The following is a 13,336-nucleotide window of genomic DNA, read 5'->3' as shown; positions in this document are numbered from 1 at the left end:
GAGAAAGAATAGAAGGTGGGAGGTGTTACGTAATGGTGCGGTCGAATAAAAATTGCACACATAAATGACACCGATGGTTACATTTGTGTGTACATCTCTCATAACCACTGCAAAACAAATGTGGGAGCGGGCTTGCTCGCGAATGCGGTGCATCAGTTGAAACATTCTTCACTGATACACCGCATTCGCGAGCAAGCCCGCTCCCACAAAAGCCGACTCCACATTGTTTACCGCATCAGCTTCAAGCCTTGCTGATGATATTCCCCGCATGCAACCCACACTCTTTCTGCGTGGCTTCTTCCCACCACCAGCGGCCTTCGCGCTCGTGCTGGTTGGGCAGTACCGGGCGGGTGCACGGCTCGCAGCCGATGCTGATAAACCCGCGCTCGTGCAGGCTGTTGTAGGGCAGCTCCAGCATGCGGATGTAACCCCAGATCTCCTCGCTGGTCATCTGCGCCAGCGGGTTGAACTTGTACAGGGTGCGCTCCGGAGTCGAGAAGGCCGTGTCGATTTCCAGCGCCGCGACCTGGCTGCGGGTACCGGGGCTCTGGTCGCGGCGCTGGCCGGTGGCCCAGGCGCTAACGCCCGAGAGCTTGCGGCGCAGCGGTTCGATCTTGCGCACGCCGCAGCATTCGCCATGGCCGTCCTTGTAGAAACTGAACAGGCCTTTCTCTTTGACGAAGGGCTCCAGCTTGCTCTGGTCCGGCGAGATCAGTTCGATGTCGATCTTGTAGAAGTCGCGCACCTGCTCGATGAACCGGTAGGTCTCCGGGTGCAGGCGGCCGGTGTCGAGGCTGAACACCTTGACGTTCTTGTTCAGCTTCCAGGCCATGTCGACCAGCACCACGTCCTCGGCACCGCTGAAGGAAATCCACAGGTCATCGCCGAACTGGCTGAACGCCAGCTTGAGGATGTCCTGGGCGGATTTGTTGGCATAAGTCGCGGCGAGTTCAGCGACGTCGAAGGCTTGGTTCATCAGGACGGTTCCTACAGGTCAGTGGCGCTGAGCGCTCTATAGGGGAGCGATGGTATCAAAATCCGCCCTGCGTTGCGGCGGCGAGCTTGAATCGCTAGAGTTCGGCAGTCCTTTTGCTCGCTCAACTAACAACATCCAATGGGAGTGTCTTGTGGAAATTGCCTGTCTCGACCTGGAAGGGGTGCTGGTTCCGGAAATCTGGATCGCCTTCGCCGAAAAAACCGGTATTGAATCCCTGCGGGCCACCACCCGTGACATTCCCGACTACGACGTGCTGATGAAGCAGCGCCTGCGCATCCTCGACGAACATGGCCTGAAACTCGCCGATATCCAGGAAGTGATCGCCACCCTCAAGCCGCTGGACGGCGCCATCGAGTTCGTCAACTGGCTGCGCGAGCGCTTCCAGGTGGTGATCCTGTCCGACACCTTCTACGAGTTCTCCCAGCCGCTGATGCGCCAGCTGGGCTTCCCAACCTTGCTGTGCCATCGCTTGATCACGGATGAAAACGACAGGGTGGTGAGCTACCAACTGCGCCAGAAAGATCCCAAACGTCAGTCGGTATTGGCGTTCAAGACCCTCTACTACCGTGTGATCGCGGCCGGTGACTCCTACAACGACACCACCATGCTCGGCGAGGCCGACCGCGGGATCCTGTTCCACGCGCCTGAGAACGTGATCCGCGAATTCCCGCAGTTCCCGGCGGTGCACACGTTTGAGGACTTGAAGAAAGAATTCATCAAGGCCTCGAACCGGCAGTTGAGCCTGTAATTTTTTGGTGGGGCTGGTGGCCTCATCGCAGGCAAGCCAGCTCCCACACTTGAAAGGGTTCACACATCAAAATGTGGGAGCGGGCTTGCCCGCGAAGAGGCCAGCCCAGTCACTACAAACCTACCTGCTAACTCCCCGCCAGCAAACTCTCATAAGGAATACGCAGGCCTTCATGCAACCGCTTGATCATCGCCAGGCTCAACTTGCGCTTGTGGTTCAACACTTCTGACACCCGCCCGCTGGTGCCGATAAAGGGCTCCAGATCGCGCGCGGTCATGCCCATCTGTTCCATCCGAAACTTGATGGCCTCCACCGGATCGGAAGGGGGCATTGGATAATGCTCGGCCTCGTATTTCTCGATGAGTATGGCGAGGATTTCCAGCTCATCACCCTCGGGCGAGCCAATGGCTGCTCCCCATAGCTGCTCCACGCGCGCGAGCGCAGCGGTCAGATCGCCCTGTGAATGTATGGGTTTGATGTTCATCACACGGTCTCCGCGTTGATCTGATCGTACTGCGCATGAGTGCCTACGAAACGTATGAACCCCAGTTGTCGCTGATAATCGATTGCCATGATCACTCGATATTTGTTGCCGCCCACGTTGAAGACAACCCTGCCACTTTTAAGGATGCTTGCCGTTCTAAGCTCTGCCTTGAGCACTTGCGGCGTCGGGTAAGTCGCTTTTTCCATGTGGCGGTACAGCTCAATCAGTGGTGTTTTGGCGTCGGAATAAGTTGAGTGGCTTTCCCAGAAAATTCGTAAGGTGGAGAGAGCGATTATGCGCATCGCTTAAATCTCCCAATTTGGGAGATAATAGATGCGGTCTGGTTGGTATGCAATCTCGGAAACAATGTCTGACGAGTAAGCAGACGCTTCATGTGATCCCTCACAAACGGCGGGTGGACGGTCGGATCTGGACGCTATCTTCCAGTTTTCCCATCGTCCACACGCGTTCTGAATCTGGATCTTTCTTGCTGCTTGGACAAATGCAGCAGAGCCCGGAGGGGCCTGCGGGCTATAGGTTTTCCAGTGTTTGTAACAACACCCGCACCTTCGTCAGCGACTCCTGATACTCCGCCTCCCACTGCGAGTCCGCCACGATCCCGCCGCCGCCCCAGCAGCACACCTGGCCATCCTTGACCAGCAAGCTGCGGATGGCGATGGAGCTGTCCATTTCGCCGCGCACGTCCAGGTACACCAGTGAGCCGCAGTACAGGCCGCGTCGGGTGGGTTCCAGTTCGTCGATGATCTGCATGGCGCGGATCTTCGGCGCGCCGGTGATGGAGCCGCCGGGGAAGCTGCCGGCGATCAGGTCGAGGGCGTCCTTGTCGTCGGCCAGCGTGCCGACGACGCTGCTCACCAAGTGGTGCACGTTGGGGTAGCTTTCCAGGCTGAACAGTTCCGGCACGCTGACAGAGCCGGTGCGGCAGGTGCGGCCGAGGTCGTTGCGCAGCAGGTCGACGATCATCAGGTTTTCGGCGCGGTCCTTGGGGCTGGCCAGCAGTTCGGCGGCATTAGCGGCGTCTTCTTCGGGCGTCAGGCCGCGCGGGCGGGTGCCTTTGATGGGGCGGGTTTCGACGCGGCGTTCGCTGATATGCACGAAGCGCTCGGGGGACAGGCTCAGCACCGCGCCGTCATCGGGCAGGCTCTGGAACCCGGAAAACGGGGTGGGGCAGGCTTCACGCAGGGCGCAATAGGCCGCCCAGGGGTCACCGGCACACGGCGCGCGAAAACGCTGGGCAAAGTTGACCTGGTAGCAGTCGCCGGCCTGGATGTAGTCCTGGATACGCACGATGGCCTGGCGGTAGGCCTCGGCGCTGAGGTCCGGGGCCATGGGGCCCTGCAACTGGAAGCTGGCGCTCAATTCAGCGGCCGGCGTGCTGAACAGTGCAATCAGGCGTTGCCGTTCGCCGTCGGCCAGGGTGGGGTGAAACACCAATTGGCTGGTCCGGGCCTGGTGATCACTGATCAGGGCCCAGGCATACAGCCCGAAGCGTGCGTCCGGCAGGTGCAGGTCATCGGCGGCCAGGTTCGGCATGTGTTCCAGGTGGCGGCCAAAGTCGTAGCTGAGGTAGCCAATCAAGCCGCCGGCAAACGGCAATTCATAACCGGCAGGCAAGGCCGCTTCGCCCAACAACCTGAGGTTTTCCCGCAAGCGTTGCAAAAAACCACTGCCGCTTTCGTCAGGCGCCACCGTCAAGGTTGCGTTCGGCCAGGCGCTGAGCACGTCATAACGCCCGCGTTCTGCGGCCGGGCGGCCGCTGTCGAGCAGCACCGCGCCAGGGGCGTGACGAATTGCCGTGAAATACTCGGCGGGGTTGGCCCGGTAGGGCAGCGGGTGTACGGAACAGGTCGACATGCGGGGTGGATCAGCTAATGGCGCGGGGGAGGGGATTGTAGTCCCCTGTCGGTTCTGGTCCTAGGGGGGATGTCGGGGATAAGCAGATTGAGGCCTTATCCTGAGTATAGGGTTGCCTGTCAGGACGCTATCGCCGGCAAGCCGGCTCCTACAATGGAATGCGATAAATCCATTGGAATGCGATCAACCTGTGGGAGCTGGCTTGCCTGCGATGAGGCCGTCAGCCTTCTACCGCTGGAATATGCCCAAACATCTCCTGCACAAACTTCACCCGGTCTTCCGGGGTTTCCGTCACACCCGCAGCCTTCAATTCTTCCAATCGCGCTTCCACCGCGTGGGTGCGCAAGGTCAGGCCGCAATCGTTGGCAATCTGGATATTCAGCCCCGGGCGAGCGTTGAGCTCGAGGATTAGCGGGCCTTTTTCCTGGTCCAGCACCATGTCCACGCCGATGTACCCCAACCCGCACAGCTCATAGCAGCCGGCCGCGAGTTTCATGAAACCGTCCCAGTTGGGCAGTTGCACGCCATCCACCGCATTGGTGGTGTCGGGGTGTTTGGTGATGATGTTGTTCAGCCAGGTACCGCGCAGGGTCAGGCCGGTGGCCAGGTCTACGCCCACGCCAATCGCGCCCTGGTGCAGGTTGGCCTTGCCGCCCGACTGGCGCGTCGGCAAGCGCAGCATGGCCATCACCGGGTAGCCCATCAGCACGATGATGCGGATGTCCGGCACGCCTTCATAGCTGATGCTCTTGAAGATCTGGTCGGGCACCACGCGGTATTCGATCAGGGCGCGGTCACGGTGGCCGCCCAGGGAATACAGGCCGGTGAGGATGCTGGAGATCTGATGCTCGATCTCTTCGTGGCTGATGATCTTGCCCGACACCGTGCGATAGCGCCCTTCAAAGCGGTCGGCCACCACCAGGATGCCGTCACCGCCAGCGCCCTGGGCCGGCTTGATCACAAAGTCGCTGCGCCCGCCGATGATGTCGTCGAGCTTGTCGATTTCCTTCTCGGTGCTGATCACCCCGTACATTTCAGGCACATGGATGCCGGCGGCCAGGGCCCGTTCCTTGGTGATGATCTTGTCATCCACGATCGGGTACAAGCTGCGCTTGTTGTACTTGAGCACGTAGTCGGCGTTACGCCGGTTGATGCCCATGATCCCCCGTGCTTCCAGGGCCTTCCAGGTCTTCCAGAAGCCGAACATTACTGGTCAGCCTTCAAGAAGGCTTTGAAACGCACCAGTTCGGTCAGGCGGTAGCCGCGATAACGCCCCATGGCCAGCATGAAGCCCACCAGGATCAGCAGGATCGCCGGGAAAGTGAACACGAAGTAGATCAGCTCCGGCACGCTCATGATGATGTGCGCCAGCGACGCCGCGAACAGCGTACCAATCGCCACTTTCAGTGCGTGGTTGGCGCCGCGTTCTTCCCAGGTGATCGACAGGCGTTCGATGGTCATGGTCAGGATCACCATCGGGAACAGCGCCACCGACAGCCCGCGCTCCAGGCCCAGCTTGTGGCTGAACAGGCTGATGGCCGCGATCAGCACCACCACGAAGGTCAGCACCACCGACAACCTCGGCAGCATCTGCAGCTTCAAGTGTTCCAGGTACGAGCGCAGCGACAGCCCCAGCGCCGTGATGATCGTGAACAGTACTATCCCGAAGCCCAGTTGCGTCTCGCGGAACGCCAGGGCGATCAGCACCGGGGTAAACGTACCCAGTGCCTGCAGGCCGATCAGGTTGCGCAGGATCAGGATCACCAGCACGCCAATCGGAATCATCACCATGATCATGAAGGTCTGCTGGGTCTGCAGCGGCAGGCCGTACAGCGAGTATTCGAGGAAGTTGGCGTCAGTGTTCTCATCCGTCAGCTTGGCCAGGCGGATGGCGTTCATCTCGCTGTTATTCAGGCTGAAGGTCACCATGGCCTTTTTGCCGCCATCCACCGTGATCAGGTTTTCATCGCCGGTCCACCACAGCAGGCGGTCGGCCGGCAGGCCTTGCTCGCCGGTTTCCGGGTTGAAGTACAGCCAATCGTTGCCGTTGAAGCTGCGCAACCACAGTTCCGGGGTTTGCGGCTGGTCGGCGACCAGGCGGATGGTGTGGACTTTTTCCACCGGTACGTGGGCGATGGACAGCAGCAACTCGACGATCTTGGCCTTGTGCGGCGTGGACGGGTCGCCCGCCAGCAGCAGCTTCACGTTGTCGTCGTTGAGGTTGTTGGTGCGCTTGATGGCTTCGCTGATAAAGGTCTCGACGTCGGCCGAGTGCTGGCGAATCGGCGCCAGCAGGGCCTCGGCGGCGATCTTCTCGGGGCCTTCCACGGCGATGCTGTCGCGGAAGGTCGGGCCCTTGACCTTGATCTTTTCACCGCTGTAGCGCTTGGTCAGCACCAGGCGGTAATACAGGGTCTGGTTGCCCTTGGCGCGGCGTGCCGACCAGGTGACCTTGCGGTTGCCGTCGGTGCGGTTGACGCTCACGCCGTAGTTGTTGGAGATGAAGCTCTCGTTGAGGCTGACGAAGTCGCGGCTCAGGGGCGGCACGAACATCTGGATCTTCACCGGGTCTTTCGGGTTGGCGACGAACTCGACCTTGGCGTCGATGTTCCACAAGTCGTCGGTGGCGTCCTCGGTGACGGGGATCCCCAGCACGAAGATCTGATAGGCGGTGACCGAAATACCCAGCACCACCAGGATGGTGATGAGGATTTTCAGGTGCAGGGTCAGAGAGCGCATTCGGTTTACTCGGCGGTATGAGCGTCGGTGGCGCAGGCAGGTTTGCCTGCTGCGTATTTAAGACTGGGGTCGACCAGCGCATCAAAGCGTTTGAGCGCTTCGGAGCCGATCAGCAGCGGGTATTGGAATGCGCTACGGTCAGTCAAGTTCACTTCGATGCTGCGTAAAGCGGTGCCCATGCAGATATCCAGCGCGATCACCGGGCGGGCGGTGTAGTTCTTGTCCTCATCGGGGTCGTAGTCACCGGCACGGCGCTTGATCTTGCTGACGCGGGCCAGGGGGCGTTCGATGGGATGGGAATGGGCGGTGTCGATGGCCAGGTAAAAGCGCACCCAGGATTCGCCGTTGCGCTTGAAGCGCTTGATGTCGCGGGCGCTCAGGGAGGCGGTCTTGGCACCGGTATCGAGTTTGGCCGCCACTTCCAGGTCGATGCCCGCCAGTTGGGCGTATTCGTTCAGGCCGTACACAGTCTTCTCGGCGGCAAGGCCAAGGCTCGGTAGGGCTAGCAGGCAAAACGATAGAAGGAAGGGCTTGAGTGTCATAAATCCTGAGGCAGTGCAGTGCAATGTTCAATTCATGGCGACTGGCATTGCTGCGCAATCTCGGGTGCGCCGTTTCATCCAATGATGTCAGGCAAAAGCGGCGGGCATTCTAACATGATGCTTTTTTGGCGCCAGCGCTGGCAGGCGGCCATGCCCCGATAAAGTGCAGAAGGGGTTATTAGACGATTGTCGACAATGTTGATTTATTCTTTGACTCGTAACCGCTTATTGGCTAGTTTTTGCGGCATTGCTTTTGAAGGTGTCGACAATATGCTGGATCAATCGGAAGCCTTGGTGGCGACGACAGACGAATCCCAGACCATGTCCGAGAACGTCTTCCGCCGTATCCAGGCCGCCATCGTCAAAGGCGAGATCGCCCCCGGCAGCAAGATCTCCGAGCCGGAACTGGCGCGCACCTACGGCATCAGCCGTGGCCCGTTGCGCGAGGCGATCCACCGCCTTGAAGGCCAGCGCCTGCTGGTGCGCGTGCCCCACGTGGGCGCACGGGTGGTGTCACTCAGCCATGCCGAACTGATCGAACTTTACGAAATTCGCGAATCCCTCGAAGGCATGGCCTGTCGCCTGGCGGCCGAGCGCATGACCGACGCCGAAATCGAAGAGCTGCGCCAGGTATTGCACACCCATGAGCGCGACGAAGCGTTCCAGGCCGGCCTCGGTTATTACCAGCAGGAAGGCGATTTCGACTTCCATTACAGGATCATCCAGGGCGCGGGTAACCGCACCCTCACCCAAATGCTCTGCGGCGAGCTGTACCAGTTGGTGCGCATGTACCGCATCCAGTTCTCCGCCACCCCCAATCGTCCACGTCAAGCCTTTGCCGAGCACCACCGCATTCTGGACGCGATCGCCGATCGCGACGGTGAACTGGCCGAACTGCTGATGCGCCGTCATATCGGCGCGTCCAAACGCAACATTGCCCGTCATTTCCCCGGCGGCGCCCCTGAAAGAGGTGAGTCATGAGTTCGAACAATAAAAGCACACCCGGCCAGCGTTTCCGTGACGCTGTCGCCAGCGAGCACCCGCTGCAAGTGGTCGGCGCCATCAACGCCAACCACGCGCTGTTGGCCAAGCGCGCCGGGTTCAAGGCGATCTACCTGTCGGGTGGCGGGGTGGCGGCGGGTTCCCTCGGTGTGCCGGACCTTGGCATCACCGGCTTGGATGACGTGCTGACCGATGTACGCCGCATCACCGATGTGTGCGACCTGCCGCTGCTGGTGGACGTGGACACCGGTTTCGGTTCCTCGGCCTTCAACGTGGCACGCACCGTCAAGTCGATGATCAAGTTCGGCGCGGCCGCCATCCATATCGAAGACCAGGTAGGCGCCAAGCGTTGCGGCCACCGCCCTAATAAAGAAATCGTGTCCCAGCAAGAAATGGTCGACCGCATCAAGGCCGCCGTGGATGCGCGCACCGATGACAGCTTTGTGATCATGGCCCGCACCGACGCCCTGGCGGTCGAAGGCCTGGAGTCGGCCCTGGAACGTGCCGCCGCCTGCATCGAGGCCGGTGCCGACATGGTCTTCCCGGAAGCCATTACTGAACTGGAGATGTACAAGCTGTTCGCCTCCCGTGTGAAAGCGCCGATCCTGGCCAACATCACCGAGTTCGGCGCGACGCCGCTGTACACCACCGAACAGTTGAAATCTGCCGATGTTTCCATCGTGCTGTACCCGCTCTCGGCGTTCCGTGCCATGAACAAGGCGGCCGAGAATGTCTACACCGCGATCCGTCGCGATGGCACCCAACAGAACGTGATCGACACCATGCAGACCCGCATGGAGCTTTACGATCGCATCGACTACCACACCTTCGAGCAGAAGCTCGACGCGTTGTTTGCCGCCAAGAAATGACTTTGTGGGAACCGGCTTGTGTGGGAGCGGGCTTGCTCGCGAATGCGGTGGTTCAGTTTAAGTATTTGTGACTGACACTCCGTCTTCGCGAGCAAGCCCGCTCCCACACAAAGCCGCTCCCACATGCTCCCTAATAAATTCAAAATTGGAGAAGAACCATGGCTGAAGCAAAAGTACTGAGTGGCGCCGGCCTGCGTGGCCAGGTGGCCGGGCAGACCGCACTGTCCACCGTGGGCCAGGCCGGTGCCGGCTTGACCTATCGCGGCTACGACGTGCGCGAACTGGCCGCCGATGCGCAATTTGAAGAAGTCGCCTACCTGCTCTTGTACGGCGAACTGCCGACCCAGGCCGAATTGGCCGCCTACAGCGCCAAGCTGAGCAAACTGCGCGACCTGCCCCAAGCGCTGAAGGAAGTGCTGGAACGCATCCCTGCCGACGCCCACCCGATGGACGTGATGCGCACCGGTTGCTCGTTCCTGGGCAATATCGAGCCCGAGAAAGACTTCAGCGTGCAGCGCGATGTCACCGACCGCCTGCTCGCCGCCTTCCCGGCGATCATGTGCTACTGGTACCGCTTCAGCCACGACGGCAAGCGCATCGACTGCGTGACCGACGAGCCCAGCATTGGCGGCCATTTCCTGCACCTGCTGCACGGCAAGAAACCAAGCGAACTGCACGTGAAGGTAATGAACGTGTCGCTGATCCTCTACGCCGAGCACGAATTCAACGCCTCCACCTTCACCGCCCGCGTGTGTGCGTCGACCCTGTCCGACCTGTATTCCTGCGTGACCGCCGCCATCGGCTCCCTGCGCGGCCCGCTGCACGGCGGTGCCAACGAAGCGGCGATGGAGATGATCGAGCGTTTCGGTTCGGCTGAAGAGGCCGTCGAAGGCACCCTCGGCATGCTGGCGCGCAAAGACAAGATCATGGGCTTTGGCCACGCGATCTACAAAGACAGCGACCCGCGCAATGAAGTGATCAAGGGCTGGTCGAAAAAACTCGCTGACGAGGTGGGTGACACGGTGCTGTTCCCGGTCTCCGAAGCCATCGACAAGACCATGTGGGAACAGAAGAAGTTATTCCCCAACGCCGACTTCTACCATGCCTCGGCGTACCACTTCATGGGCATCCCGACCAAGCTGTTCACGCCGATCTTCGTGTGCTCGCGCCTTACCGGCTGGGCCGCGCACGTGTTCGAACAGCGCGCGAACAACCGCATCATCCGTCCAAGCGCCGAATACACCGGCGTAGAACAGCGCAAGTTCGTGCCAATCGAACGTCGCTGAGTGGGGAGGTCGACAGGTTTGAAGTGGTAACCGAATCAAAATGTGGGAGCGGGCTTGCTCGCGAATGCGGTGCGTCATTCAACACATCTGGCGACTGCTGCACCGCTTTCGCGAGCAAGCCCGCTCCCACAGTTTGATCGCATTCCAGTTCGAAATCAGTCGGCTCCTTTTGCAATCACCGTGACCGAGTCCTGACGATGAACACTGAATTTCGCAAACCGCTCCCCGGCAGCCGCCTGGATTTCTTCGACGCCCGTGCGGCGGTCGAGGCCATCACCCCCGGTGCCTACGCCACCTTGCCCTACACCTCCCGCGTGCTCGCCGAAAACCTGGTGCGGCGCTGCGACCCGGCCACCCTCAACGCGTCCCTGAGTCAACTGATCGAGCGCAAGCGCGACCTCGACTTCCCCTGGTTCCCGGCGCGCGTGGTGTGCCACGACATCCTCGGCCAGACCGCCCTGGTGGACCTTGCCGGCCTGCGCGATGCCATCGCCCAACAAGGTGGCGACCCGGCGCAGGTCAACCCGGTGGTGCCGACTCAGCTGATCGTCGACCACTCCCTGGCTGTTGAAGCCGGTGGTTTCGACCCGGACGCGTTCGAGAAAAACCGCGCCATCGAAGACCGCCGCAACGAAGACCGTTTTCACTTTATCGAGTGGACCAAAAAGGCCTTCAAGAACGTCGACGTGATCCCGCCGGGCAACGGCATCATGCACCAGATCAACCTGGAGAAAATGTCGCCGGTGATCCAGGTGCGCGACGGCGTGGCCTTCCCCGACACCTGCGTCGGTACCGACAGCCATACCCCGCACGTCGACGCGCTGGGCGTGATCGCCATCGGTGTCGGTGGCCTTGAGGCCGAGAGCGTGATGCTCGGCCGCGCTTCATGGATGCGCCTGCCGGAAAGCGTTGGCGTGGAACTCACCGGCAAGCTGCTGCCGGGCATCACCGCCACCGACATGGTGCTGGCGCTGACCGAGTTCCTGCGCAAGCAGAAAGTGGTCGGCGCCTGGCTGGAATTTTTCGGTGAAGGTGCCTCGGCACTCACCTTGGGCGACCGCGCAACCATCTCCAACATGGCTCCGGAATACGGCGCCACGGCGGCAATGTTCTATATCGACCAGCAGACCATCGCCTACCTGAAACTCACCGGTCGCGAAGACGAACAAGTCACCCTGGTGGAGCAATACGCCCGCCACACCGGCCTGTGGGCCGATGACCTCAAAGGTGCGCGATACGAGCGAGGCCTCACCTTCGACCTGTCCAGCGTCGTGCGCAACATGGCTGGCCCGAGCAACCCGCACGCCCGCGTCGCCACCAGCGACCTGGCCTCCAAGGGCATCAGCGGCCAGTGGGACGAAGTGCCCGGCCAGATGCCTGACGGCGCGGTGATCATCGCGGCCATCACCAGCTGCACCAACACCAGCAATCCGCGCAACGTGATCGCCGCAGGCCTGTTGGCGCGCAATGCCAACAAGCTCGGGTTGACCCGCAAGCCTTGGGTCAAATCGTCCCTGGCCCCGGGTTCGAAAACCGTGGCCATGTACCTCGAAGAAGCGGGCCTGGGCCACGAACTGGAAAAACTCGGCTTCGGCGTGGTGGCGTTTGCCTGCACCACCTGTAATGGGATGTCTGGTGCGCTCGACCCGGTGATCCAGCAGGAAATCATCGATCGCGACCTTTACGCCACCGCCGTGCTGTCCGGCAACCGCAACTTCGACGGGCGTATCCACCCATATGCCAAGCAGGCCTTCCTGGCGTCGCCGCCGCTGGTAGTGGCCTACGCGATTGCCGGCACCATCCGTTTCGACATCGAAAAAGACGTGCTGGGCCTGGACGCCAACGGCAAGGAAATCCGCCTGCAGGACATCTGGCCGAGCGACGAAGAAATCGATGCGGTGGTCAAGGCGTCAGTCAAGCCGGAGCAGTTCCGCAAGGTCTACATCCCGATGTTCGCCATCCACGAAGACACCGGCCCCAAAGTCGCGCCGCTGTATGACTGGCGCCCGCAAAGCACCTACATCCGCCGCCCGCCGTACTGGGAAGGCGCACTGGCCGGTGCGCGGCCGCTCAAGGGCATGCGCCCGCTGGCGGTGCTGCCGGACAACATCACCACCGACCACCTGTCGCCGTCCAACGCGATCATGCTCGACAGCGCCGCCGGCGAGTACCTGGCGAAAATGGGCCTGCCGGAAGTCGACTTCAACTCCTACGCCACCCACCGCGGCGATCACCTGACCGCGCAGCGCGCCACCTTTGCCAACCCGAAACTGTTCAACGAAATGGTGCAGGAAAACGGCAAGGTCAAGCAGGGCTCCCTGGCGCGTATCGAGCCTGAGGGCCAAGTGACGCGGATGTGGGAAGCCATTGAGACCTACATGGAGCGCAAGCAGCCGCTGATCATCATTGCCGGCGCCGACTACGGCCAGGGTTCGTCTCGCGACTGGGCGGCCAAGGGCGTGCGCCTGGCGGGTGTGGAAGCGATTGCCGCCGAAGGTTTCGAGCGCATCCACCGCACCAACCTGGTGGGCATGGGCGTGTTGCCGCTGGAGTTCCTGCCGGGCACCGACCGCCACACCTTGAAGATCGACGGCAGCGAAACCTATGACGTGGTCGGCGCGCGTACCCCGCGCGCCACGTTGACGTTGGTGATCAACCGCAAGAATGGCGAACGTGTCGAAGTGCCGGTGACTTGCCGCCTGGACACCGCCGAAGAAGTGTCGATCTACGAGGCGGGCGGCGTGTTGCAACGTTTTGCCCAGGACTTCCTGGAATCGGCGGCAACGGCCTGAGA

Annotated in this window: 12 protein-coding genes; 5 read left to right on the top strand and 7 right to left on the bottom strand. The window is 61.2% G+C overall.

Annotated features, from left to right (window positions below; genetic code table 11):
- Positions 1–241: 241 nt before the first annotated feature.
- A complete protein-coding gene (locus tag M2394_RS15230; protein WP_169992667.1) occupies positions 242–976 on the bottom strand; it encodes a phosphoadenylyl-sulfate reductase in 735 nt (244 codons plus the stop codon).
- Between the two features lie 151 nt (positions 977–1,127).
- Here M2394_RS15230 and thrH point away from each other — a divergent pair, with 151 nt between their 5' ends.
- Positions 1,128–1,745, top strand: coding sequence for a bifunctional phosphoserine phosphatase/homoserine phosphotransferase ThrH (thrH, locus tag M2394_RS15225; RefSeq protein WP_065929901.1), 618 nt, complete (start codon positions 1,128–1,130; stop codon positions 1,743–1,745).
- A gap of 127 nt (positions 1,746–1,872) precedes the next feature.
- On the opposite strand, the gene M2394_RS15220 is transcribed toward thrH, so the two are convergent.
- The 6 genes from M2394_RS15220 to M2394_RS15195 form a co-directional block, all read right to left on the bottom strand.
- Positions 1,873–2,229: a type II toxin-antitoxin system HigA family antitoxin gene (locus M2394_RS15220; protein ID WP_178924686.1), complete on the bottom strand. Its 357-nt coding sequence runs from the start codon at positions 2,227–2,229 to the stop codon at positions 1,873–1,875.
- Complete coding sequence (locus tag M2394_RS15215; RefSeq protein ID WP_259173036.1) at positions 2,229–2,531, bottom strand: type II toxin-antitoxin system HigB family toxin; 303 nt, start codon at positions 2,529–2,531, stop codon at positions 2,229–2,231. The genes M2394_RS15220 and M2394_RS15215 overlap by 1 nt, the downstream gene beginning before the upstream one ends.
- Positions 2,532–2,760: 229 nt before the next feature.
- Positions 2,761–4,104, bottom strand: coding sequence for an aminodeoxychorismate synthase component I (gene pabB / locus M2394_RS15210; protein WP_259173035.1), 1,344 nt, complete (start codon positions 4,102–4,104; stop codon positions 2,761–2,763).
- Between the two features lie 220 nt (positions 4,105–4,324).
- Positions 4,325–5,311, bottom strand: a complete 987-nt coding sequence (locus M2394_RS15205) for an alpha-L-glutamate ligase-like protein (RefSeq protein ID WP_178924692.1) — start codon at positions 5,309–5,311, stop codon at positions 4,325–4,327.
- Positions 5,311–6,843 carry an inactive transglutaminase family protein gene (locus tag M2394_RS15200; protein ID WP_259173034.1) on the bottom strand — a complete coding sequence of 511 codons (1,533 nt, stop codon included), beginning with the start codon at positions 6,841–6,843 and terminating at the stop codon, positions 5,311–5,313. Before M2394_RS15200 ends, M2394_RS15205 begins: the two co-directional genes overlap by 1 nt.
- Before the next feature lie 5 nt (positions 6,844–6,848).
- A complete protein-coding gene (locus M2394_RS15195; protein WP_178924696.1) occupies positions 6,849–7,385 on the bottom strand; it encodes an ATP-dependent zinc protease in 537 nt (178 codons plus the stop codon).
- 270 nt (positions 7,386–7,655) lie between these two features.
- Between M2394_RS15195 and M2394_RS15190 the strand changes: the two genes are divergently transcribed.
- The 4 genes from M2394_RS15190 (at position 7,656) to acnD (ending at position 13,334) form a co-directional block, all read left to right on the top strand.
- Positions 7,656–8,366 carry a GntR family transcriptional regulator gene (locus tag M2394_RS15190; RefSeq protein ID WP_176996354.1) on the top strand — a complete coding sequence of 237 codons (711 nt, stop codon included), beginning with the start codon at positions 7,656–7,658 and terminating at the stop codon, positions 8,364–8,366.
- Positions 8,363–9,256, top strand: a complete 894-nt coding sequence (prpB, locus tag M2394_RS15185; protein ID WP_025854214.1) for a methylisocitrate lyase — start codon at positions 8,363–8,365, stop codon at positions 9,254–9,256. Before M2394_RS15190 ends, prpB begins: the two co-directional genes overlap by 4 nt.
- A 158-nt stretch (positions 9,257–9,414) precedes the next feature.
- Positions 9,415–10,542 (top strand): 2-methylcitrate synthase, encoded by a 1,128-nt coding sequence (gene prpC / locus M2394_RS15180; protein WP_178924698.1) that lies wholly within the window; start codon positions 9,415–9,417, stop codon positions 10,540–10,542.
- 197 nt (positions 10,543–10,739) lie between these two features.
- Positions 10,740–13,334, top strand: coding sequence for a Fe/S-dependent 2-methylisocitrate dehydratase AcnD (gene acnD / locus M2394_RS15175; RefSeq protein ID WP_259173033.1), 2,595 nt, complete (start codon positions 10,740–10,742; stop codon positions 13,332–13,334).
- Positions 13,335–13,336: the final 2 nt, after the last annotated feature.

This window comes from Pseudomonas sp. BIGb0164 (genome assembly GCF_024810135.1).
GTDB lineage: Bacteria > Pseudomonadota > Gammaproteobacteria > Pseudomonadales > Pseudomonadaceae > Aquipseudomonas.
This window is presented reverse-complemented; position numbering and strand designations above follow the sequence as displayed.

What these genes read in the sequence shown, in the direction of transcription:
- M2394_RS15230 (WP_169992667.1), bottom strand. Translation starts at nt 976, where the DNA reads ATGAACCAAGCCTTCGACGTCGCTGAACTCGCCGCGACTTATGCCAAC.
- M2394_RS15220 (WP_178924686.1), bottom strand. Translation starts at nt 2,229, where the DNA reads ATGAACATCAAACCCATACATTCACAGGGCGATCTGACCGCTGCGCTC.
- M2394_RS15215 (WP_259173036.1), bottom strand. Translation starts at nt 2,531, where the DNA reads ATGCGCATAATCGCTCTCTCCACCTTACGAATTTTCTGGGAAAGCCAC.
- pabB (WP_259173035.1), bottom strand. Translation starts at nt 4,104, where the DNA reads ATGTCGACCTGTTCCGTACACCCGCTGCCCTACCGGGCCAACCCCGCC.
- M2394_RS15205 (WP_178924692.1), bottom strand. Translation starts at nt 5,311, where the DNA reads ATGTTCGGCTTCTGGAAGACCTGGAAGGCCCTGGAAGCACGGGGGATC.
- M2394_RS15200 (WP_259173034.1), bottom strand. Translation starts at nt 6,843, where the DNA reads ATGCGCTCTCTGACCCTGCACCTGAAAATCCTCATCACCATCCTGGTG.
- M2394_RS15195 (WP_178924696.1), bottom strand. Translation starts at nt 7,385, where the DNA reads ATGACACTCAAGCCCTTCCTTCTATCGTTTTGCCTGCTAGCCCTACCG.
- M2394_RS15190 (WP_176996354.1), top strand. Translation starts at nt 7,656, where the DNA reads ATGCTGGATCAATCGGAAGCCTTGGTGGCGACGACAGACGAATCCCAG.
- prpB (WP_025854214.1), top strand. Translation starts at nt 8,363, where the DNA reads ATGAGTTCGAACAATAAAAGCACACCCGGCCAGCGTTTCCGTGACGCT.
- prpC (WP_178924698.1), top strand. Translation starts at nt 9,415, where the DNA reads ATGGCTGAAGCAAAAGTACTGAGTGGCGCCGGCCTGCGTGGCCAGGTG.
- acnD (WP_259173033.1), top strand. Translation starts at nt 10,740, where the DNA reads ATGAACACTGAATTTCGCAAACCGCTCCCCGGCAGCCGCCTGGATTTC.